Annotated in this window: 23 protein-coding genes; 18 read left to right on the forward strand and 5 right to left on the reverse strand. The window is 70.8% G+C overall.

What is annotated here, in order from left to right:
- Positions 1–8: 8 nt before the first annotated feature.
- From AB0F40_RS09790 to AB0F40_RS09805, 4 genes are all read left to right on the forward strand, one after another.
- Positions 9–386, forward strand: a complete 378-nt coding sequence (locus AB0F40_RS09790; RefSeq protein WP_357466135.1) for a twin-arginine translocase TatA/TatE family subunit — start codon at positions 9–11, stop codon at positions 384–386.
- Between the two features lie 40 nt (positions 387–426).
- Positions 427–1,500, forward strand: a complete 1,074-nt coding sequence (gene trpS, locus AB0F40_RS09795) for a tryptophan--tRNA ligase (protein ID WP_357466137.1) — start codon at positions 427–429, stop codon at positions 1,498–1,500.
- Positions 1,497–2,033, forward strand: coding sequence for a 2'-5' RNA ligase family protein (locus AB0F40_RS09800; protein WP_357466139.1), 537 nt, complete (start codon positions 1,497–1,499; stop codon positions 2,031–2,033). Before trpS ends, AB0F40_RS09800 begins: the two co-directional genes overlap by 4 nt.
- A gap of 75 nt (positions 2,034–2,108) precedes the next feature.
- Positions 2,109–3,011, forward strand: coding sequence for a YihY/virulence factor BrkB family protein (locus AB0F40_RS09805; protein WP_357466141.1), 903 nt, complete (start codon positions 2,109–2,111; stop codon positions 3,009–3,011).
- A gap of 48 nt (positions 3,012–3,059) precedes the next feature.
- Here the strand turns inward: AB0F40_RS09805 and AB0F40_RS09810 are convergent, their stop codons facing one another.
- From AB0F40_RS09810 to sdhC, 4 genes are all read right to left on the reverse strand, one after another.
- Positions 3,060–3,821 carry a succinate dehydrogenase iron-sulfur subunit gene (locus AB0F40_RS09810; protein WP_357466143.1) on the reverse strand — a complete coding sequence of 254 codons (762 nt, stop codon included), beginning with the start codon at positions 3,819–3,821 and terminating at the stop codon, positions 3,060–3,062.
- Positions 3,821–5,653, reverse strand: a complete 1,833-nt coding sequence (gene sdhA, locus AB0F40_RS09815) for a succinate dehydrogenase flavoprotein subunit (protein ID WP_357466145.1) — start codon at positions 5,651–5,653, stop codon at positions 3,821–3,823. The genes AB0F40_RS09810 and sdhA overlap by 1 nt, the downstream gene beginning before the upstream one ends.
- Before the next feature lie 62 nt (positions 5,654–5,715).
- The gene (locus AB0F40_RS09820; RefSeq protein ID WP_357466147.1) at positions 5,716–6,174 is read right to left on the reverse strand and encodes a succinate dehydrogenase hydrophobic membrane anchor subunit; all 459 of its coding nucleotides are present in this window, start codon (positions 6,172–6,174) and stop codon (positions 5,716–5,718) included.
- Positions 6,174–6,557 (reverse strand): succinate dehydrogenase, cytochrome b556 subunit, encoded by a 384-nt coding sequence (sdhC, locus tag AB0F40_RS09825; RefSeq protein ID WP_357466149.1) that lies wholly within the window; start codon positions 6,555–6,557, stop codon positions 6,174–6,176. Before sdhC ends, AB0F40_RS09820 begins: the two co-directional genes overlap by 1 nt.
- Positions 6,558–6,814: 257 nt before the next feature.
- Between sdhC and AB0F40_RS09830 the strand changes: the two genes are divergently transcribed.
- The 13 genes from AB0F40_RS09830 to AB0F40_RS09890 all read left to right on the forward strand — a co-directional run bounded on the left by AB0F40_RS09830 (position 6,815) and on the right by AB0F40_RS09890 (position 20,577).
- The gene (locus tag AB0F40_RS09830; RefSeq protein WP_357466151.1) at positions 6,815–7,948 is read left to right on the forward strand and encodes a sugar phosphate nucleotidyltransferase; all 1,134 of its coding nucleotides are present in this window, start codon (positions 6,815–6,817) and stop codon (positions 7,946–7,948) included.
- Between the two features lie 150 nt (positions 7,949–8,098).
- Complete coding sequence (locus tag AB0F40_RS09835; protein WP_357466188.1) at positions 8,099–9,328, forward strand: amidohydrolase; 1,230 nt, start codon at positions 8,099–8,101, stop codon at positions 9,326–9,328.
- Between the two features lie 154 nt (positions 9,329–9,482).
- Positions 9,483–10,565: a BMP family ABC transporter substrate-binding protein gene (locus AB0F40_RS09840; protein WP_357466153.1), complete on the forward strand. Its 1,083-nt coding sequence runs from the start codon at positions 9,483–9,485 to the stop codon at positions 10,563–10,565.
- Between the two features lie 111 nt (positions 10,566–10,676).
- Entirely contained in the window at positions 10,677–12,200 is a 1,524-nt protein-coding gene (locus AB0F40_RS09845) for an ABC transporter ATP-binding protein (protein ID WP_357466155.1), read from the forward strand.
- Positions 12,197–13,549 carry an ABC transporter permease gene (locus AB0F40_RS09850; protein ID WP_357466157.1) on the forward strand — a complete coding sequence of 451 codons (1,353 nt, stop codon included), beginning with the start codon at positions 12,197–12,199 and terminating at the stop codon, positions 13,547–13,549. Before AB0F40_RS09845 ends, AB0F40_RS09850 begins: the two co-directional genes overlap by 4 nt.
- The gene (locus AB0F40_RS09855) at positions 13,546–14,844 is read left to right on the forward strand and encodes an ABC transporter permease (RefSeq protein ID WP_357466159.1); all 1,299 of its coding nucleotides are present in this window, start codon (positions 13,546–13,548) and stop codon (positions 14,842–14,844) included. The genes AB0F40_RS09850 and AB0F40_RS09855 overlap by 4 nt, the downstream gene beginning before the upstream one ends.
- A gap of 5 nt (positions 14,845–14,849) precedes the next feature.
- The gene (locus AB0F40_RS09860) at positions 14,850–15,284 is read left to right on the forward strand and encodes a cytidine deaminase (RefSeq protein ID WP_357466161.1); all 435 of its coding nucleotides are present in this window, start codon (positions 14,850–14,852) and stop codon (positions 15,282–15,284) included.
- Positions 15,281–16,666, forward strand: a complete 1,386-nt coding sequence (locus AB0F40_RS09865) for a thymidine phosphorylase (protein ID WP_357466164.1) — start codon at positions 15,281–15,283, stop codon at positions 16,664–16,666. The genes AB0F40_RS09860 and AB0F40_RS09865 overlap by 4 nt, the downstream gene beginning before the upstream one ends.
- 146 nt (positions 16,667–16,812) lie before the next feature.
- Positions 16,813–17,691 carry a hypothetical protein gene (locus tag AB0F40_RS09870; RefSeq protein WP_357466166.1) on the forward strand — a complete coding sequence of 293 codons (879 nt, stop codon included), beginning with the start codon at positions 16,813–16,815 and terminating at the stop codon, positions 17,689–17,691.
- A gap of 12 nt (positions 17,692–17,703) precedes the next feature.
- Positions 17,704–17,916, forward strand: a complete 213-nt coding sequence (locus tag AB0F40_RS09875) for a hypothetical protein (protein ID WP_357466168.1) — start codon at positions 17,704–17,706, stop codon at positions 17,914–17,916.
- A gap of 36 nt (positions 17,917–17,952) precedes the next feature.
- Entirely contained in the window at positions 17,953–19,104 is a 1,152-nt protein-coding gene (locus tag AB0F40_RS09880) for an adenosine deaminase (protein WP_357466170.1), read from the forward strand.
- Complete coding sequence (deoC, locus tag AB0F40_RS09885) at positions 19,101–19,853, forward strand: deoxyribose-phosphate aldolase (protein WP_357466172.1); 753 nt, start codon at positions 19,101–19,103, stop codon at positions 19,851–19,853. The genes AB0F40_RS09880 and deoC overlap by 4 nt, the downstream gene beginning before the upstream one ends.
- A 154-nt stretch (positions 19,854–20,007) precedes the next feature.
- Entirely contained in the window at positions 20,008–20,577 is a 570-nt protein-coding gene (locus AB0F40_RS09890; protein ID WP_357466174.1) for a DUF402 domain-containing protein, read from the forward strand.
- Between the two features lie 21 nt (positions 20,578–20,598).
- On the opposite strand, the gene AB0F40_RS09895 is transcribed toward AB0F40_RS09890, so the two are convergent.
- Entirely contained in the window at positions 20,599–21,399 is an 801-nt protein-coding gene (locus AB0F40_RS09895) for a siderophore-interacting protein (RefSeq protein WP_357466176.1), read from the reverse strand.
- Between the two features lie 158 nt (positions 21,400–21,557).
- Here AB0F40_RS09895 and AB0F40_RS09900 point away from each other — a divergent pair.
- Positions 21,558–22,273 (forward strand): nucleotide sugar dehydrogenase (locus AB0F40_RS09900; RefSeq protein WP_357466178.1); only part of this gene is annotated, 716 nt, incomplete at its 3' end.

The following is a 22,273-nucleotide window of genomic DNA, read 5'->3' on the forward strand; positions in this document are numbered from 1 at the left end:
CTCTGAGCGTGTTCGGCATCAATGGCTGGGAGCTCGCGATCATTCTGGTGGTCGCGATGCTTGTCATCGGCCCGGAGCGGTTACCGGTCTACGCGGAGCAGCTCGGCTCCCTCGTGCGGCGGGGGCGCCACCTGCTCCAGAACGCGAAGTCGCGCGTGGACGACGAGCTCGGGCCGGAGTTCAACGACGTCGACTGGTCCAAGCTCGATCCGCGCCAGTACGACCCGCGGAAGATCGTCCGGGACGCCCTGCTCGACGACAGCCCGCCCTCCGCGTACCCGGGGTCGGCGGCGGCGCAGGCCGCCGAGCGGAACGGCACGGCCCCTGCACCGGCCGGGGCGTCCGCGGAACCAGGGAAGGCGCCGTACGACGACGAAGCGACCTGACGATTCGGTGAGCGTGGACGGACCTGCCAGAATGTTCGCCATGTCGTCCGAAACCTCGACCGCGGTGGGCACCGAGACAGCTGCCGACCGCCCCACCCGGAAGCGCATATTCTCCGGGATGCAGCCCACCGACGGGTCGCTCCACCTGGGCAACTACATCGGTGCGCTGTCCCAGTGGATCGCGCTGCAGGACTCGTACGACGCGCTCTACTGCGTCGTCGACCTGCACGCGCTCACGGTGAGCCCTGACCCGGCCCTGCTGCGTGAGCGCACCCGGAGCACCGCCGCGCAGTACCTCGCCGGGGGGATCGACCCCGAGCGGTCCATCCTGTTCGTGCAGTCCCACGTGGCCGCGCACGCCGAGCTGGCGTGGCTCCTGAGCTGCCAGACGGGGTTCGGCGAGGCCGGGCGCATGACCCAGTTCAAGGACAAGTCCGCGAAGCAGGGCAGCGAGGGCACCACCGTCGGGCTCTTCACGTACCCCGTGCTGATGGCGGCCGACATCATGCTGTACGACGCGGGCCTGGTCCCGGTCGGTGAGGACCAGCGCCAGCACCTGGAGCTCACCCGTGACCTCGCGGAGCGGTTGAACACGCGCTTCGGCGCGGGCACCGCCGTCGTGCCCGACGCGCACATCGTCAAGGCGGTGGCGAAGATCCAGGACCTGCAGGACCCGAGCTCCAAGATGAGCAAGTCCAGCGCGGGCGGCAAGGGCGTCGTCTGGCTGCTGGAGGACCCGAAGAAGGCGGTCAAGGCCATCAAGTCGGCGGTGACCGACGCCGACGAGTCGTACGGCGTGCGGTTCGACCCCGCCGAGAAGCCCGGCATCTCGAACCTCCTGACGATCTTCTCCGCGGTGACCGGCCGCGACATCGACCACATCGCCAAGGAGTACGACGGCCGCGGCTACGGCTACCTCAAGGTGGACCTGGCCGACGCCGTCGTCGCCTTCCTCGAGCCGTTCCAGGCCCGCGCCAACACCTACCTCGCCGACCCGGCCGAGCTGGACCGCGTGCTGGCCGACGGCGCCGACCGGGCGCGCGCGATCGCGAGCCCGGTGCTGGACCGGATGTACGGGCGGTTCGGGCTGCTCCCCGCACGAGGCGTCCGGTGAACCTCCCCGAGCGGGAACCCGGCCAGGTCCGCATCGGGATCGCTATCGAGATCCCGGAGCCCTACGCCGCTGACCTGAGCGCGGCGCGGGTGGCCGCCGAGGACCCGCTCGCAGACTCGATCCCCCCGCACATCACGCTGCTGGGGCCGACCGTGCTCGACGCGAAGCAGCTCGCCGACGCGCGCGACCACCTGGCGGCGGTCGCCGCCGCGGCGCCTCCGTTCACCGTGCGGCTGCGCGGCACGGCGACGTTCCGGCCGGTCTCGCCGGTGGTGTTCGTCGCGCTGGCGCAGGGCATCTCCGAGTGCGAGCAGCTCGAGGCGAGCGTGCGGTCCGGGATTCTCGGGGGGGAGCTGCGGTTCAACTACCACCCGCACGTCACCATCGCGCACGAGGTGCCCGACGCGGCGCTCGACAAGGCGTTCGACGCGATGTCGGACTACTCCGCCGAGTTCGACGTCGACCGCTTCTACCAGTACGAGCACGGCGACGACGGCATCTGGCGCCCCCAGTCAGCCTTCCCCCTCGGTTGAGGCGGGGGACCGCAACCGCGGACCCAGCCGATACAGGCGGAGCCTGACCCGCCCGCAGCACATAGGCTCGACGCGATGAAGCGGCTGATCGAGCTCGGGCAGGCGGCGTGGGCGCGCTGGGAGAAGACTCGCGCCGGCCGCGCGCTGGCGCAGTACGACCTCGCGAACGGATCCGTGCTCTGCGGGGGCATGGCGTACGCCGCGCTCTTCTCGCTCTTCGCCGCCCTGACCCTCGGCTACACGCTGCTCATCCGGGTCCTCGGGGGCAGCTCAGAGCTGCGCGAAGCCGTCCTCAGCCAGGTGGACAACTGGATACCGGGGCTCGTGGACACCGGCGACGGCGGCGTCCTGTCGCCGTCCGACCTGGTGCTCTCGAGCGGCCTGAGCTGGACGTCGATCGTCGCCGTGGCGGTGCTGCTCTGGTCCGCCACGAACTTCATGGGCGCGCTGCGCAACTCCGTGCGCGCGATGTTCGGGCTGACCGAGAACGGCGGCAACCCGTTCACCGACCGTCTTCGGCAGATCCTGGGCTTCGTGCTGCTCGGCGTCGGCGTGCTGGTCACGGCCGCCGCGAGCGTCGCGGTCTCGGTGGCGGTCCCGTGGACTCTCGAGAACCTCGGCCTGGAGGGCTCCGCGGTGTCGTTCGGGGTGCGGGCCGGCGGAGCCCTGGTCACCCTCGCGCTCGACGCGGCAGTGGTCGCCGCGGTCGTGCGCTTCGTCGGTGGGATGCACGTGCCGGTACGGGACCTGCTGACCGGATCCCTGGCCGTCGGGATCGTGGCCGGCGTCCTGCGCTACCTCGGCACCGAGATCATCACGACGGCAGCGGCCCGCAACGCCCTCCTGGCGTCCTTCGCCGTGGTGGTCACGGTCCTGATCCTGGTCAACCTCCTGGCGAGGGTTCTCCTCCTGTGCACCGCCTGGATGGCCCAGTCCAGGGCCCTGACCGAGCCCGACAGAGCTCCGGGCGGAAGGTAGGGGCGGCGGCCCCTACCTTCCGCCCGCAGCGGAGGCAAGCGAGAGAACTCAGAACGCCCGGGTGATCATGGCGCGCTTGACCTCCTGGATGGCCTTCGTGACCTCGATGCCCCGCGGGCACGCCTCGGTGCAGTTGAAGGTCGTGCGGCACCGCCACACGCCCTCCTTGTCGTTGAGGATCTCCAGGCGCTGCGACCCACCCTCGTCACGGCTGTCGAAGATGAAGCGGTGCGCGTTCACGATCGCGGCCGGGCCGAAGTACTGGCCGTCCGTCCAGAACACCGGGCAGGACGACGTGCACGCGGCGCACAGGATGCACTTGGTGGTGTCGTCGAACCGGGCGCGGTCCTCGGGGGACTGGTAGCGCTCCTTGGAGGGCTCGTTCCCCGTGGTGATGAGGAACGGCATGATCTCGCGGTAGGAGGCGAAGAACGGCTCCATGTCGACGACGAGGTCCTTGATCACCGGCAGGCCCTTGATGGGCTCGACGGTGATCGGCTTGTCCGGGTTGACGTCCTTGAGGAGCGTCTTGCACGCCAGGCGGTTGCGGCCGTTGATCCGCACCGCGTCCGAACCGCAGACGCCGTGCGCACAGGACCGGCGGAACGTGAGCGATCCGTCCATGTCCCACTTGATCTTGTGCAGGGCGTCGAGCACGCGGTCGGTGCCGTGCGCCTCGACGGTGAAGTCCTGCCAGGTGGCCTCCTCGGACACCTCGGGGTTGAACCGCCGGACCCGCAGCGTCACCGTGAACGAGGGGATCTCGCCCGTGGCGGGGGTAGGGGCAGCGGCTTCGAGAGTGGCAGTCATCAGTACTTACGCTCCATCGGCTCGTACCGGGTCTGGATAACGGGCTTGGAGCCCAGGACGACCTTGTAGCCGTCGAACTCCTCGACGTGGTCGAAGTAGCCCTCGATGTGGCCCTCGGCCTGGTCCGACGCCTCGGGCGGGCGGCGGTAGGCCATCGTGTGCAGCATGTAGTGGGCGTCGTCGCGGTCTGGGTAGTCCTCGCGGTAGTGACCGCCGCGGGACTCCTTGCGGTTGATGGCCGCGACCACGGTGACCTCGGCGATGTCGAGCAGGAAGCCCAGCTCGATGGCCTCGAGGAGGTCGGTGTTGAACAGCTTGCCCTTGTCCTGCACCGACGCGTTGCGGTACCGCTTCTGCAGCGCCCGGATGTCGGTGAGGGCCTCGTTCAGGGAGTCGCCCGTCCGGAACACCTGGGCGTTGAGGTCCATGGTGTCCTGGAGCGCCTTGCGGATGTCCGCCACGCGCTCGCCCTCGGGCCGGTTGCGCATCTCGTCGAGCTGCGCGATCACGCGGACCGTCGGGTCCTCTGGCAGCTCGTGGAACGATGCCGTCTTCGCGTACTCGGCGGCCGCTCGGCCCGAACGCTTGCCGAACACGTTGATGTCGAGCAGCGAGTTGGTGCCGAGCCGGTTGGAGCCGTGCACGGACACGCAGGCGACCTCGCCTGCGGCGTAGAGGCCCTTGACGACGTTGACGCCGTCGCGGAGCACCTCGCCCTTGACATTGGTCGGCACGCCGCCCATGGCGTAGTGCGCGGTCGGGTACACCGGCACGGGCTCCGTGTAGGGCTCGATGCCGAGGTAGGTGCGCGCGAACTCGGTGATGTCCGGGAGCTTCGCGTCGATGTGCGCGGGCTCCAGGTGCGTGAGGTCGAGGAGCACGTAGTCCTTGTTCGGACCGGCGCCCCTGCCCTCGCGCACCTCGTTCGCCATGGACCGGGCCACGATGTCGCGCGGCGCGAGGTCCTTGATGGTGGGGGCGTAGCGCTCCATGAAGCGCTCGCCCTCGGAGTTGCGCAGGATGCCGCCCTCACCGCGGGCGGCCTCCGACAGCAGGATGCCGAGCCCCGCGAGACCTGTGGGGTGGAACTGGAAGAACTCCATGTCCTCCAGCGGCAGGCCGCGGCGGTACGCCAGGGCCATGCCGTCACCGGTGAGGGTGTGCGCGTTCGAGGTGGTCTTGAAGATCTTGCCGGCACCGCCGGTGGCGAAGATGATCGACTTGGCCTGGAACACGTGGAGCTCGCCGGTGGCCAGGTCGTAGGCGACGACGCCGGTCGCGTTGACCTCCTCGCCCGCCGCGATCTCCTCGGTGGTGAGGTCGTGGTCGGTGATCAGGTCCAGCACGTAGAACTCGTTGAAGAACTCGACGTCCTGCTTGACGCAGTTCTGGTAGAGCGTCTGGAGGATCATGTGACCGGTGCGGTCGGCGGCGTAGCACGCGCGGCGCACGGCCGCCTGGCCGTGGTCACGGGTGTGCCCGCCGAAGCGGCGCTGGTCGATCTTGCCCTCGGAGGTGCGGTTGAACGGGAGGCCCATCCGCTCCAGGTCGAGGACCGACTCGATGGCCTCCTTGGCGAGGATCTCGGCCGCGTCCTGGTCGACGAGGTAGTCGCCGCCCTTGACGGTGTCGAAGGTGTGCCACTCCCAGTTGTCGTCCTCGACGTTCGCGAGGGCTGCCGCCATACCGCCCTGGGCGGCACCGGTGTGGGAGCGGGTGGGGTACAGCTTGGAGATCACCGCGGTGCGGGCCTCCTTCGACGACTCGAGGGCGGCGCGCATTCCTGCGCCGCCTGCGCCGACGATGACGACGTCGTACTGATGGGTCTGCATCGGGCTCGATGCCTCCTGCTGAAGAGTTTCGGAGTGTGGGGCTGGGGGGACGTGCGGGAGTGCTATGCCGGGCAGAAGGAGGCGACCAGCTCAGCCGGAGCGTCCGGGGGGCACGGGTCGAACGTGAAGATCACGAGCGTGCCCAGCACGACCACGACGACGAACGCCAGGTAGAGCAGGCCCTTGAGGACGCCGCGGGTCAGGTCCCGCGTGGCGTAGTCGTTGATGATGGTGCGCACGCCGTTGGTGCCGTGGATCATCGCCAGCCACAGCATGAGGAGGTCCCAGACCTGCCACATCGGGTTGGCCCACTTGCCGGCCACGAAGCCGAAGTCGATGGCGTGCACGCCGTCGCCGACCATCAGGTTCACGAACAGGTGGCCGAAGATGAGGACGAGCAGCACCACGCCGGACGCCCGCATGAAGACCCAGGAGTACAGCTCGTAGTTGCCGCGCGTCGTCCTGCGGCGCTCGTACGGGGAGCGGGGGGAGTCGACCCTCGCCGCGGTTGCGTTCGCCATCAGTGACCCCCGGTGAAGACGTTGATGAGGTGCCGCGGCAGGAAGCCGGCCATCGTCACGACGAACAGGCCGACGACCACCCAGAGCATCGTCTTCTGGTACTTGGGGCCCTTGGCCCAGAAGTCCACCAGGAGGATGCGGATGCCGTTGAAGGCGTGGAAGACGATCGCGGCCACGAGCCCGGCCTCGCCCAGCCCCATGATCTCGGTCTGGTACGTGCTGATCGCTGCGTTGTACGCCTCGGGAGACACGCGCACCAGCGCTGTGTCGAGCACGTGCACGAGCAAGAAGAAGAAGATCAGCACGCCGGTCACGCGGTGCGCGACCCAGGACCACATGCCTTCACGGCCGCGGTATAACGTGCCTGCTGGTGCGGTGGGCACTTCGGGAGCCTCCTATGGCTGAAACGGCTGGGGGTGGCTGGTCCCCACTGTAATGACAACTGGTCGCCTCGATCGCCGCCCGGCGGCCCTTACGGGCATCAAGACACGGCATTTGTGACTGATCCCACAGGGGAGATGTCGCCGCTTCGGGCACCCGTCAGGTTGCCCGCGCGTTGCAGGCGGATCCCGCTCCCGCCTGACCGGAGCCCAGCGGGCTATCACTGCGGGAAGGCCGTCCACCTGGCATCCTGCGGGGCATGACTTCGGCCGCCGCCCCATCGTCCCCGATCGACGACTTCTTCGCAGTGGTACCGGCAGGTGGGTCCGGCACCCGGCTCTGGCCGCTCTCGCGCGGCGGGGAGCCCAAGTTCCTGCACGACCTCGTCGGCTCCGGCATGTCGTTGCTGCAGGCGACCGAGCACCGGCTGCGCCCGCTGGCCGGGCCCGACGGCGTCATCCTGGTCACCGGTGAGCAGCACGTCGCGGCCTGCCGCGCGCAGCTGCCCGGGCTGTCCGACTCCGCGGTGCTCGCCGAGCCGTCGCCGCGCGAGTCGATGGCGGCGATCGGTCTCGCGGCCGCAGTGCTGGAGAAGCGGCACGGCGACGTCGTCATCGGGTCGTTCGCCGCCGACCACGTGATCCATGGCACGCGAGCGTTCGACCTGGCGGTCCGCGAGGCGGTGGCCGCAGCGCGGGCCGGCTACGTGACGACCGTCGGGATCGCGGCCTCGCGCCCTTCGGTCGCGTTCGGGTACGTGCGCTCGGGTGAGCCGCTCGGGGTCGAGGGCGCACCGCACACGCTCCACGTGCGGGGATTCACGGAGAAGCCCGACGCCGCCACGGCGCGGGTCTACCTCGCGTCGGGGGAGTACCGCTGGAACGCGGGCATGTTCGTCTCGCGCACCTCGGTGCTGCTCGGGCACCTCGCCGAGCAGCGCCCCGAGCTCCACGACTCGCTGCGGCTCGTCGCGGACGCGTGGGACACGCCGCGCCGCGCCGCGGTGCTCGCGGAGGTGTGGCCCGGCCTGGAGAAGATCGCCATCGACCACGCGGTGGCCGAGCCGGTCGCGGCGGCCGGCGGTGTCGCCGTCGTGCCGGGGACGTTCGGCTGGGACGACGTCGGGGACTACAACTCGCTCGCCGTCCTCCTGCCGTCCGACGACGACAGCGGCGCCAAGGTGCTCGGGGACCCGGCCGACGTGCTCCGTATCGACAGCGCCGGCTCGGTGGTCGTCCCGGCGTCGGGCCGGCTGGTGACGGTCCTGGGGCTGGACGACGTCGTCGTCGTCGACACGCCCGACGCGCTGCTGGTGACCACGCGGGCCCGCGCCCAGCAGGTGAAGAACGTGGTGGCGGCGGTGCGGGAGCGAGGACGCGAGGACCTGCTCTGACTCATCGCTGGTCTCACTAGTGCCCGCATGCTGGGACGGATGCGCCCCGGCCGTGTCTCGCGGGCCGGACAGCGATACCGTGGTCGGGTGAACCCGACCCAGCCGCCCGTCAATCTCGCCGACTTCGATCTGATCGTTTCGAACGACCAGATGCCGGTGGGTGACGTGCCCGGAGGGAACGCCACGGAGGTCGTCGCAGGCCTGGCCGCTCGCGTGGGCGAGCTGGCCGAGATCCTGGACCCCGAGCTCATCGCGTTCCGCCGCGACGTGCACGCCCACCCCGAGCTGTCCCGCAAGGAGACGCGCACCACCCACGCCGTCGCCGAGCGGCTGCGAGCCGCCGGCCTCGAGCCGCGCCTGCTTCCGATCGGTTCCGGACTGGTCTGCGACATCGGTCCCGACCACGGTCCGAACGGTGAGGGCCGGGTCGGCCTGCGTGCCGACCTCGACGCCCTCCCGCTGCAGGAGACCAGCGGGGTGGAGTACGCGTCGACCGAGCCTGGCGTCGCCCACGCCTGCGGGCACGACGTGCACACCACCGTGGTGCTCGGCGCGGGCCTGGTCCTCGCGCGGCTGGCGGAGGAAGGGCGGCTGCGGCGCGGCGTCCGGCTGTTCTTCCAGCCGGCCGAGGAGGTGTTCCCCGGCGGCGCCGAGGACATCATCAACCGCACCTCCGAGCTCGACGGCGTCGACCGGATGGCGGCGCTGCACTGCGACCCGAAGTTCGACGTCGGGCACGTCGGCACCCGCATCGGGCCCATCACCTCGGCCAGCGACTCCGTGATGGTGACCATCTCGTCGCCCGGTGGGCACACCTCCCGACCGCACCTCACGGGTGACGTCGTGTTCGCGCTCGGTCAGGTCATCACCCAGACGCCGGGTGTGCTGGGCCGCCGGCTCGACCCGCGCTCCGGCGTGAACCTGACGTGGGGCGCGGTCCAGGCGGGCTCGACGCCCAACGCGATCCCGTCCACCGGTGTCGTCAAGGGCACGCTGCGCTGCCTCGACGTACGGGCGTGGGAGAAGGCGGGCGAGCTGGTCCGCGACGCGGTCGAGCAGATCGTCGCCCCGTACCAGGTCAGCGTGGCGGTCACCGTGACGCACGGCGTGCCGCCGGTCGAGAACCAGGCAGCGGCGACCTGCGATCTCGAGGACGCGATCCGCGATGCCGTCGGCCCGGACGGCGTCCAGCTGACCGAGCAGTCGATGGGCGGAGAGGACTTCGCCTGGTTCCTGCGCAAGGTGCCAGGCACCATGGCCCGCCTCGGGGTGCGCACTCCCGGCGGCCGCACCTACGACCTGCACCAGGGCGACCTCGTGGTCGACGAGCGCGCGATCGGCGTCGGCGTGCGGACCCTTGCCCAGTTTGCGGCGAGCTGACCGCTGGATGTTCCTGTCTGTGACGCTTCGGTAACGACTTACTCCGGTTACCGTCTCGAAACGCGAAATCCGGGATGCGCTGGCTACCCTCGGTGCGGTATAGGGCCCCAGATCTGTTTGGATAGGGCCCGTCTGGACCATCGAAGGAGCACCAGTGAAGAAGGCTGTTCGGCTTACCGCCCTTGCGGGAGCAGCGGCGCTCGCGCTCGCGGCGTGCGGCGCCGCCCCTGAGGAGACCGCTGGTGGCGGCGAGGCCCCCGCCAGCGACTTCAAGCCCTGCATCGTCTCCGACCAGGGTGGTTTCGACGACAAGAGCTTCAACCAGCTCAGCTACGAGGGCGTCACTGCTGCCGCCGAGGAGCTCGGCACGACGGCGCACGAGGTCGAGTCCGCGTCGGAGAGCGACTACAAGGGCAACGTCGAGTCGCTCGTGGCCGAGGGCTGCGACGCCATCGTCACGGTCGGTTTCGCGCTGTCCGCGACGACCATCGAGTCGGCGAAGGCCAACCCCGAGATCGACTACATCATCATCGACGACGCCGCCGACGCGGACTTCGACGGTGAGGCCGACTCGGAGAACATCAAGCCGATCCTCTACGACACCGCGCAGGGTGCGTTCCTTGCGGGTTACCTGGCTGCCGGGTACTCGGAGGCCGACAAGGTCGGCACCTACGGTGGTCAGGAGTTCCCGACCGTCACCATCTTCATGGATGGTTTCAAGCAGGGCATCGACTACTACAACGAGACCAAGGGCGAGCAGGTCGAGCTGGTCGGCTGGGACGGCGAGAAGGGCTCCTTCACGGGTAGCTTCGCTGCCGACCCGGCGGCGAAGACCACCGCCAAGAACATCATCGACCAGGGCGTCGACGTCCTCTTCCCCGTGGGCGGCCCGATCTACCAGGGCGCCATGGACGCGATCGCCGACTCCGGCAAGGACGTCGCGATCATCGGTGCCGACGCCGACTTCTTCGAGACCGACCCCACCACGCAGAACGTGGTCCTCACGTCGGTCCTGAAGCGGATGGACGTCTCCGCCAAGGAGGCCGTCGTGGCCTCGGGCAACGGCGAGTTCGACCCCACGCCGTACGTCGGCACCCTCGAGAACGGTGGGGTGGACATCGCGCCGCTGCACAACTTCGAGGACAAGGTCGACCCGGCGCTGTGGGAAGAGACCCAGGCGCTCAAGGAGTCGATCATCGCGGGTGAGGTCGAGGTGGAGTCCTACCTCGCCGAGTGATCCGGACCGGTCGATGACCGAGACGTGACGCAAGATGGTCCCGGGGGGCACGGGTCGTACCGTGCGCCCCGGGACCTGTTATGACCAGGACCCCCCTCGGGAAGGACAATCATGCGGCTCGAGCTGCGCGGCATCACCAAGCGCTTCGGCGCGCTCGTCGCGAACGACCACATCGACCTGGTGGTCCGGCCAGGCGAGATCCATTCGCTGCTCGGCGAGAACGGGGCGGGCAAGTCCACCCTGATGAACGTGCTCTACGGCCTGTACCAGGCGGACGAGGGCGAGATCCTGCTGGACGACGTCCTCCAGCACTTCTCCGGTCCCGGTGACGCCATGGGAGCGGGCATCGGCATGGTGCATCAGCACTTCATGCTCGTGCCGGTCTTCACGGTCGCGGAGAACGTCATGCTCGGCCACGAGCAGACCCGCGGCGGCGGACGGCTCGACCTGGAGGCGGCCCGCGCGCAGGTGCGGGAGATCTCCGCACGGTTCGGCTTCCACGTGGACCCCGACGACGTCGTCGAGGACCTGCCGGTGGGCGTGCAGCAGCGCGTCGAGATCATCAAGGCGCTCTCCCGGAACGCCGACGTGCTGGTCTTCGACGAGCCGACGGCGGTGCTCACACCGCAGGAGACCGACGAGCTGATGGCGATCATGCGCCAGCTGCGCGACGAGGGCTCGGCGATCGTGTTCATCACCCACAAGCTGCGCGAGGTCCGCGAGGTCGCGGACCGCATCACGGTGATCCGCCACGGCAAGGTGGTGGGCGAGGCCCTGCCCACGGCGTCGGACGGCGAGCTCGCCTCGCTCATGGTGGGCCGCTCCGTCGAGCTCACGGTGCACAAGGACGCGCCCACCCTGCACGACAACGGGCTCAAGGTCACCGACCTGGTCATCACCGAGTCGACCGGCACCGTGGCGGTCGACGGCGTGAGCTTCGAGGTGCGTGGCGGCGAGGTGCTCGTCGTCGCGGGCGTCCAGGGCAACGGCCAGACGGAGCTGACCGAGGCCCTGCTGGGCCTCCAGGACGAGGTGTCCGGCAGCATCACGCTCGACGGCAAGGAGCTCATCGGACGTTCGGTCCGGGGGATCCTCGACGAAGGCGTCGGGTTCGTCCCCGAGGACCGCACCTACGACGGTCTGGTCGCCGAGTTCACCATCGCGGAGAACCTGATGCTCGACCGCTCCGACGGTCCGCCGTTCGTGCGGCGGGGCGCGCTGCAGCGCTCCTTCCGGGACCGGTTCGCGCACGAGAAGGTCGCGGAGTTCGATGTCCGCACGCAGGGCATCGCCACACCGGTGGGTCGCCTGTCGGGCGGTAACCAGCAGAAGGTGGTGCTCGCGCGCGAGCTCTCGCGCGACCTGCGCCTGTTCGTCGCGGCACAGCCGACGCGCGGCGTGGACGTGGGCTCCATCGAGTTCATCCACAAGCGGATCGTCGCCACGCGCGACGCCGGTGTGCCCGTGGTCGTGGTCTCCACCGAGCTGGACGAGGCGGTGGCCCTGGCCGACCGGATCATGGTGATGTATCGCGGCAAGGTGGTGGGCATCGTGCCTGCTGACACCCCGCGCGACGTGCTCGGCCTGATGATGGCGGGGATTTCCCCCCAGGACGCGAAGGGAGAGGTCGCGTGAACGCGCCCGAGTCGAGTTCTGAGGAGAGCTCAGAGCAGGAAGCCGGCCTCGAACCAGGCACCGCCGAGGAGCTGGAGCAGGAGCGGGCCCGCGAGTCCACCGGACCGGTGGGCGACGCAGCGCCCGACACGGCGAGCCGCCTCGCCAAGGCCCTCCACCAGACCATGAGCAGCCCCTGGACCGTGTCCGTCGGCGCCGTGCTGCTCGCCATCGTGGCGGGCTCGATCATGATCGCCTTCACGGACGAGGAGGTGAAGGCCGCCTCGGCCTACTTCTTCGCCCGGCCGGCCGACACCTTCGTCGCCCTCGGTCAGGCGATCGGCGGCGCCTACGCGGCGCTGTTCCGCGGCTCGGTGGTCAACCTGCGGGCGGAGGACTTCGCGACCGCGATCCACCCCCTCACCCAGACGCTCAACTACGCGACGCCGCTCATCGCGGCGGGCCTCGGTGTGGCGCTCGCGTTCCGGGCCGGCCTGTTCAACATCGGTGGCCAGGGGCAGATGCTCGTGGCGGCCGCCGCGGCCGGCTGGGTGGGCTTCGGCGTGAGCGGCGTGCCGTTCCCGCTGCACCTGCTGATGGCGCTCGTCGCCGGTATCGCGGCCGGTGCGCTGTGGGCCGGCCTGGCGGGCCTGCTCAAGGCGCGCACCGGAGCGCACGAGGTGATCGTCACGATCATGCTCAACTACGTCGCGTTCTACCTGATCTCCTATCTGCTTGCGACGCCGGGGCTGCTGCAGGCGCCCGGGTCGTCCAACCCGAAGACGCCGCCGACCGCCGAGTCGGCGCAGCTTCCGCCGCTCCTCGGTGAACGGTTCAACCTCCACTGGGGCTTCGTGCTGGCACTGCTCGCCGTCGTGTTCGTGTGGTGGCTGCTGAGCCGGTCGTCGATGGGCTTCGCGTTCCGCGCCGTCGGGGAGAACCCCCGCGCCGCCCGGGTGGCCGGTATCGACACGGGCCGCGCCACGGTGAACTCGATGCTGGTGGCAGGCGGGCTCGTCGGCCTGGCCGGCGCGTCGCAGGTGCTGGGCGGCGTCACGACGGGCTTCAGCTCAGACATCGACGCCGGCATCGGGTTCGACGCCATCACCGTCGCGCTCCTGGGCGGGTCCAACCCGTGGGGCGTGCTCGCGGCGGGCATCCTGTTCGGCGCCTTCAAGGCGGGCGGGTCCACCATGCAGGCCTCGCAGGGCATCCCGAGCGACATCGTGCTCGTGGTCCAGTCCCTCATCGTGCTGTTCATCGCGGCGCCGCCACTGATCCGAGCGATCTTCCGGCTGCCGGACCCCAACCGGCGTCGGACCCCGAAGAAGACGAAGGCGACCCGGGCCAAGAAGGAGGCGGCAGCGTGAGCGCCGACCAGAGGACGGCCCAGCTCGACGCGCCGCTGTCGGAGACGACGCGGACCGTCACGCTGGTGTCGTGGAAGTCCGCGGGCGTGCTGCTCGCCGTCACCGCGCTGTACGCGCTGCTGCTCGTCGCGGTCCCGCACTCGGGTGACACCCGGTTCCTCCTGTCGCAGCGCGGGGACTTCTTCCAGATCCCCGTGATCGTGCTCCCGGCGGCACCGCTGGCCTGGGCGTGCGGGGCCGTCATGCTCGCCGCGACGGCGTTCGTCGTGCTGCGCACCGCACGCGGGTCCAGGACACCGATGTGGGTCGTCGCGGTGTTCGCCTTCGCCGGCCTCACCGGGTTCCTGGCCTGGGCCGGTGCGGGCAGCCCGCGCGACCTGTCGGTGGTGGGCCTGCTCGGCGGCGCCGTGCTGTGGTCGGTGCCGTTCGTGTACGGCGCGCTGGGCGGCGTGATCGGCGAACGCGCCGGCGTGATCAACATCGCCATCGAGTCGCAGCTGCTCGGCGCGGCGTTCACGGCCGGCATCGTCTCCTCGGTCACGGACAGCGCGCTGATCGGTCTGGCCGCTGCGGTGCTCGCCGGCGCGCTCGTCTCGCTCGTGCTCGGCCTGTTCGCGATCACGTACCACGTGAACCAGGTGATCGTGGGTGTCGTGCTGAACGTGCTGGTCGTCGGGCTCACGAGCTTCCTCTACTCGCAGGTGCTGCAGGACGACGCCGCCACGCTCAACTCGACCACGCGGTTCTCGTCCATCCCGATCCCCGTACTGTCGGACATCCCCGTGCTCGGCCCGGTCCTGTTCGACCAGCCGCTGCTGATCTACCTGATGTTCCTCGCCGTGCCCGCCGTCTGGTACGCGCTGAACCGGACCCGCTGGGGCCTGCGCCTGCGGGCCGTCGGCGAGCACCCGAAGGCAGCCGACACCGTCGGCATCGACGTTGTGCGCACCCGGTACAACGCGGTGCTCGTCGCGGGCGCCGTGGCCGGGCTGGGCGGCGCGTTCTACACGACCGTCTACCTGAGCCAGTTCGGCGAGAACATGACCGGCGGCGCGGGCTACATCGCGCTCGCCGCGGTGATCTTCGGCAAGTGGGACCCGGTGCGGGCCGCGTTCGCGGGCCTGCTGTTCGGGTTCGCCTCCAACCTGCAGAACGTGCTGTCCGTCGTGGGCTCGCCCGTGCCGAGCCAGTTCATGCTCATGGTGCCGTACGTCGTCACCCTGCTCGCCGTGGCGGGCCTGGTCGGGCGGTCCCGCCCGCCGGCCGCGTCGGGCGAGCCGTACATCAAGGGATGAGGATGATGGACGTGGACCCTGTGGGAACAGCGGACGCCGTGGACTGGGACGCCCTGCGGGCGGCGGCCCGGGAGGCGGTCGGCAAGGCGTACGCGCCGTACTCCGACTTCAAGGTCGGTGCGGCGGCCTTCGCCGACGACGGACGCCTGCTCACCGGCGCCAACATCGAGAACGCCGCGTACGGGGTGACGCTCTGCGCCGAGTGCTCCCTGGTCAGCGCCCTCGTGATGTCGGGTGGCGGGCGGTTCACCGCGTTCACGTGCGTGAACGCGCTCGGCGAGACGATCATGCCGTGCGGCCGGTGCCGCCAGATCCTGTGGGAGCACGGCGGGCCGGAGCTGCTGGTCGACACCCCCCTCGGCATCCAGCCGATGACCGAAGTACTGCCCCAGGCCTTCGGGCCGGGCGACCTGGACCACGTGCGGAAGGCAACCCGATGACCGAGCAGTTCGACGCCGTCGACATCATCCGTGCCAAGCGCGACCAGGAGGCCCTGGGCGACGCGCAGATCGACTGGCTCATCGACGCCTACACGCGTGGTGCGGTGGCCGACGAGCAGATGTCCGCGATGACCATGGCGATCCTGCTGAACGGCATGTCCCGCGCGGAGATCTCCCGGTGGACGCACGCGATGATCGAGTCCGGCGAACGCATGTCGTTCGCCAAGCTCTCCCGGCCGACGGCGGACAAGCACTCCACCGGCGGCGTGGGCGACAAGATCACCCTGCCCCTCGCGCCGCTCGTCGCGGCGTTCGACGTCGCAGTGCCGCAGCTCTCCGGCCGCGGCCTCGGCCACACCGGTGGCACGCTCGACAAGCTGGAGGCCATCCCTGGCTGGCGTGCCTCGCTGACGAACGACGAGATGATGGCGCAGCTCGAGTCGGTCGGCGCCGTGATCTGCGCCGCCGGCGCCGGCCTCGCCCCCGCCGACCGCAAGCTGTACTCGTTGCGCGACGTCACCGGAACCGTCGAGGCCATCCCGCTCATCGCGAGCTCGATCATGTCCAAGAAGATCGCCGAGGGCACCCGGGCCCTGGTGCTCGACGTCAAGGTCGGGTCCGGCGCGTTCATGAAGACGCTGGAGAGCGCGCGCGAGCTCGCCCGCACCATGGTCGACCTCGGGACCGACGCCGGGATGCGTACCGTCGCCCTGGTCACCGACATGTCCGTGCCGCTGGGACGTACGGCGGGCAACGCGCTGGAGGTCCGCGAGTCCCTGGAGGTCCTCGCCGGCGGCGGGCCGTCCGACGTCGTCGACCTCACCGTGGCGCTCGCCGTGGAGATGCTCGCCGCGGCCGACCGCCCTGTCGCGGAGGCGGACGTCCGTGCGGCCCTGGCCGACGGCCGGGCCATGGACAAGTGGCGCGCCATGATCGCGGCGCAGGGCGGCGACGTCTCCGCTCCGCTGCCGGTCGCGAAGGAGTCCGAGACCGTGGTGGCCCCGGAGTCCGGGATGCTGGTCTCGCTCGACGCCTACGCGGTCGGCGTCGCCGTCCGACGCCTCGGTGCGGGCCGTGCGCGCAAGGAGGACTCGGTGCAGGCGGGTGCCGGCATCGAGATCCACGTGAAACCGGGGGAGCCGGTCGCCGCCGGTCAGCCCGTGTTTACCCTGCACACCGACACCCCGGAGCGGTTCGCCCGGGCGCGTGAGGCGCTCGAGGGCGGCTGGGCGGTGGAGCCGGAGGGTGCGGGCGGCGGAGTTCTCGGCGGCGCGCTCGCCGGTGCGGCCAGCGCGATGGCGACCGTCGACGTCGGTGCGGGTGCCCTGGTCGGGGCGGCGCTGGCGTCCGACCAGTCGGTGGTGCTGGACCGCATCGGCTGAGCTCGGGGCCGCCGTACGGCCACCGTCTGCCGGTGGGACCCCGGATCGCCCGCTCCCGCCAGCGTGGCGGACCGGCGAGTCGCTTCTGCCCGGATTAGCCTGTCGAGGTGCCGTCGACATTGCGCCTTTCGTCCCTGCTTGGCGGTATGCGTGCCTTCGCCGGGCCAATCCCGACACCACCCCCGCCGGGGCGCTTCGAGCACCCCGCCGTGCCCGAGGACGTCGAGCGGCACCTCGAGTCGGCGACGTCCCGGGCCCGGCGCTCGGTGCTGGACCCGCTGGCGCGGCGGCGAGGCACCGGGACTGTCGGCTTCCCGCGGCGGCTGAACCTGCCGTCGCTCGACGGGACGACGGCGGCCGCCGTGCAGGTCGACGAGACCACCTGCGGGTCCGCGGTCCTGGCGATGCTGGGGCTGGCCGGCGACCCGCGGGCGGCGCTGCGGCTCGCGAGCGGCGACCCGGCGAGCCGGTTCGTGCGGCTCCAGCACGCTGTCCAGGTGGCGACCAACCGGCGCGGACTGCTCGTCGCGGGCTGGCCGCGCACCTACGGCACACCGCCGTGGGGGGCCGCCAGGTTCGCCAGCTACGGCGGCGTGCGCTACACACACCGGGTGGCCGGCTCCCGGGCCCTGCTGGAGGCGGCGGTCGCGTGCGCGCGCGCCGGCCTCCCGGTCCCCCTGTACACGGGCGGCGACGTCACGGGCGGCTGGGGCTCCGCGGTTCCGCGCCACGTCGTGCTGCTCACCCTGGCCGACGGCGAGGGTGCGGAAGGCAGCGCCGTCCTGTACGAACCGTCGGGCGCCGGGTTGCACACCGTCCCCGTCGCCGCGCTCCTCGACCCGCCTCCGGCGCCGTCGGGCGGGGCCGAGATGTCGCACTCCACCGCCGAGCGCACCGCCGCGCGAGTGCGCAAGGCGCTGACCGCCGCGCTCGGCGGCTGGCCGCACATCGCCTGGGTGCTGCTGCCCGAGCGTGCCGGCCGGTGGCACGGTGCCGACACCCGGGCGACGATTGAAGACCGCTGACAAGGAGGCCTGATGAGCACACTCCCTGGTCCCGACTCCTGGCGTGATGCAGGCCTGGACCCTCCCGAGGACGCCGAGGTCGACGCCACGCACGACCCCGACGAGTACGTCCCGGACGCGCCGCGTCCCGACAACGACGGCGACGCCGCGGAAGCGGACGTCGTGGAGCAGGCCCTGGATGTCCCCGCGGAAGCCGACGAGGAAGAGGTCCCCGACGCCGGCTGACGGCAGGCTGTCGGTAGTGGACGGTAGGTTGTCAGCATGACCACGCAAGACCCCGGGGCACGCCCCGGTGAGGCGCTGATACGCGCCCTGCCCAAGGTAGTGCTGCACGACCATCTCGACGGAGGGGTGCGGCCGCAGACCGTCCTCGAGCTCGCGGACGCCGTCGGGCACCCGCTGCCGGCCGCCGACGCCGAGTCCCTCGCGAGCTGGTTCCGCGACGCCTCCGACTCCGGCTCGCTGGTCCGGTACCTCGAGACGTTCGAGCACACGGTCGCCGTCATGCAGACCGCCGACAACCTGGCCCGCGTCGCACGCGAGGCCGTGCTGGACCTCGCGGCCGACGGCGTCGTGTACGCCGAGCAGCGCTGGGCTCCCGAGCAGCACCTGGCCGGCGGGCTGTCGCTCGCCGAGACCGTCGAGGCCGTACAGGCGGGGATCGACGACGGCATCGCGGCCGCGGCAGCCGACGGGCACATCATCCGCGTGGGCCAGCTCGTGACCGCCATGCGGCACCAGGACCGCTGGCAGGAGATCGCCGAGCTCGCCGTCACCTACCGGGACCTCGGTGTGGTCGGGTTCGACATCGCGGGGCCTGAGGCCGGCTTCCCGCCGTCGCGTCACCTCAGCATCTGGCGCTTCCTCGCGGAGCACGACGTGCCCGTGACGATCCACGCCGGCGAGGCCGACGGCCTCGACTCCATCGGGCAGGCGGTGCACCTGGGGCATGCCGACCGCCTCGGCCACGGCGCCCGGATCATCGACGACATCGCCTTCGTGGCGAACGGCGACCCCGGGGAGAGCGGCCTCTCGGGCGACGGACGTGGCGGCGCCGCCGACCTCGGCCGCCTCGCGCACTGGGTGCGCGACCACCAGATCCCGCTCGAGTTGTGCCCGGTCTCGAACCTGCAGACCGGCGCCGCGGAGTCGATAGCGAAGCACCCGATCACCCGCCTCAAGGAGCTGGACTTCGCCGTCACGCTCAACACGGACAACCGCCTGATGTCTCGCACGTCGATGACGCACGAGATGAAGCTGCTCGTCGACGAGGCCGGCTGGACGCTCGACGACCTCGTCGACGTGACAGTCACCGCCGCCTGGGGTGCGTTCATGCACCACGACGAACGGCGCGACCTCGTGGAGCAGGTACTCCTGCCCGGAATCCAGAAAGTCGAAGGTGCCCTCGTATGACCGCTCAGCCTGAAGCGCCCCGGCCGTCGGCCGTGCCGCACGACAAGGCGGCGCTCGCCGCGTTCGTCGACCACACGCTGCTCAAGCCGGAGGCCACGGCGAGCGACGTCGCCACGCTGGTCGAGGAGGGCGCCGGGCTCGGCGTGTTCTCGGTGTGCGTGTCACCGTCGTTCGTGTCCCTCGCGGTCGAGGTCGCGGCCGGCCGGCTCGCCGTCGCGACGGTCTGCGGGTTCCCGTCGGGCAAGCATATGAGCGACGTGAAGGCCTTCGAGGCGGCCCGTGCGGTAGCCGACGAGGCCGATGAGGTCGACATGGTGATCGACGTCGGGACCGCTCGTTCCGGTCGGTTCGACGTGGTGCAGGCCGAGATCGCGGCGGTCCGCGCCGCCGTGCCCGGCGACCGGGTCCTGAAGGTGATCATCGAGTCGGCGGCGCTCACGGACGAGCAGATCGTGGGCGCGTGCAAGGCGGCTGAGGCCGCCGGCGCCGACTTCGTGAAGACGTCCACCGGCTTCCACCCGGCAGGCGGTGCCTCGGTGCACGCCGTGTCGCTGATGGCGCGCACCGTCGGAGCCGTCGGCGGCGGGAGGCTCGGTGTGAAGGCCTCCGGCGGGGTCCGGGACCTCGACGCGGCGCTCTCGATGATCGAGGCGGGTGCCACCCGCCTCGGCCTGTCGGGCACGGCGTCGGTCCTGGCCGGCTTCGACGCGGGGGCGGGCGTGGACGCTCCGGCATCGGACGGCTACTGAGATCCGCATGAGATCTGCATGAGTTCGGTCGCATGACCTGAGATCGGTCGGTCGTCGGACCGATCTCAGGTCATACGACCGATCTCATCGCGGCCCCGCTAGGCTCCGGGACATGCCCGCGCGACGACCTGCTGACCAGGTACTCTCCGGCTCGATGCCAACCGAGCCGGGCACCGTCGTCGGCGGCCGGATGCGCAAGTGGGACGGCACCCCGCACTGGCGGTACGACGGTGTCTACCTGGGCCGCGACGAGCACGGCCTCTGGGTCGGCTACCGCACCGGAACCCTCTTCAGCAGGCCCGGCCGTCAGTTCCACAGCAAGAACCCCGGCCTCATGCTCTTCGGCGACGTCGGCTGGGTGGCCGACCTCTACCGCGACCACCCGAGGGGCGCGCGCCTGTACATCGACCTCACCACGGTCCCGGAGTGGCGTGCGGTGCCCGACGCCGGCGACGGGCCGGCGTTCGAGGTCTCCGCGGTCGACATGGACCTCGACGTGCTGGCCCAGGAGCCGGGCAGCAAGCGGGCCAGGACACGCGGCGAGTCGTTCATCGACGACGAGGACGAGTTCGCCGAGCACACCGTGCGGTACGGCTACCCGCCGTCGGTGGTGGCCCAGGTCCAGGCGGACGCCGACCGCCTGCTGGCCGCCGTCCGTGCGGGCGCCCCGCCGTACGACGGCCCGACGGCGGAGCGCTGGTTCGCGGTGCTCGACGCGCTGTGAGCGGTCTCGTCCTCAGCGCGCTCAGCGCGCGGTGAGGACCAGGTCGTCCTGCTCCACCGCGGCCCGCCACTCGGCCTTCTCGGCCCGCCAGTGCTCGTCGTCGCGGCCCCGGCGCCAGTAGCCCGACGCCGACAGCAGCTCGCGCGGCACCCCCAGCGTCCCGCGCGCCCAGCGGCGCAGGTCACGGACGCAGCCGGCCTCGCCGTGCAGGAACGCGTGCGGTACGCCGTCGGGCAGCTCGGCGGCCTGCACGACGTCGGCCACGTGCGCTCCCGTCGACCGGTGCACCCACGTGAGGCGGACGTCGGCGGGGCTCCGGATCTCCTGCTCCTCGGAGGCGTCGGTGACCTCCACGAAGACGTGGGCCACCGCGTCACCTGGCAGGGCCTCGCACGCGGCGGCGATGGCGGGCAGGGCGGACTCGTCGCCGACCATGAGGTGCCACGGGGCGTCGGGGGAGGGCGCGTAGTCGCCGCCCGGGCCGACGAAGGACACCTCGTCGCCCGGCTGGACGCTCTGCGCCCAGGGGCCGCCGTAGCCGACGTCGCCGTGCGTGACGATGTCGATGTCCCAGCTCGACCCGGCGACGTTGCGGATCGTGTAGGTGCGGAGCACGGGTCGGCCCTCGGGTTCCGGGGGCTCTGCCATGACGAGCTTGATGTAGCGGTCCGTCAGTGGAGTCGGGTCGACGGCCGCCAGGGCCTCGCCACCGATCGTCACCCGGATCATGTGCGGTGTCAGCTGCCGGACTGCGGTCACGGTCGCCGTGTTGCGGATCCCCCTGCGGGGCTTGCCGTTCGGTGCGTTCGTGGTCTGTGACATTGTGAGGTAAGCCTAACCTCCGGGCCGGGCGGGTGTCGGTGTGGCGTGCGTCACTGGCTGAACGTCCGGTGGCCGACCTGGGAGGCGTCATCGAGGCCCTGCGGCAGGCCTAGCATGGTGGTCCGCCGTCGACCACCCTTTTGTCAGGAGCCCCCGTCGTGAAGATCGCTGTTGTCGGTACGGGTTATGTGGGTCTGTCCAACGCGGTGCTGCTGGCGCAGAACCATGAGGTCTGGGCGCTGGACCTGGATCCGGGCAAGGTGGCGCAGGTGAACGAGGGGATCTCACCGATCGCGGACACCGAGCTCGAGGAGTACCTCGCGGGCAAGGACCTGGACCTGACCGCGACGCTGGACAAGGAAGCGGCCTACGCGGGTGCGCGGGTGGTGGTGATCGCGACCCCGACGAACTACGACGAGATCACGAACTTCTTCGACACCTCGTCGGTGGAGTCGGTGATCGATGACGTCCTGGCCCGGGTGCCGGACGCGACGATCGTGGTGAAGTCGACGATCCCGGTGGGCTTCACCGAGCGGATGCGGGCCGAGCACCCGGGCGCGGGGATCGTGTTCTCCCCGGAGTTCCTGCGTGAGGGCCGGGCCCTGTACGACAACCTGCACCCCTCACGCATCGTGGTCGGTGACCGGTCCGAGCGGGGTAAGCAGTTCGCTGACCTGCTGCTGGAGGGCGCGATCACGAAGGACGTCCCGATCCTGCTGACCGACCCGACCGAGGCCGAGGCGATCAAGCTGTTCGCCAACACCTACCTCGCGCTGCGGGTCGCGTACTTCAACGAGCTGGACACCTACGCAGCGACCCACGGCCTGGACACGGCGCAGATCATCGAGGGCGTGGGCCTGGACCCGCGGATCGG

Source organism: Promicromonospora sp. NPDC023987 (assembly GCF_040639055.1).
In the GTDB taxonomy this organism is placed as follows: domain Bacteria; phylum Actinomycetota; class Actinomycetes; order Actinomycetales; family Cellulomonadaceae; genus Promicromonospora.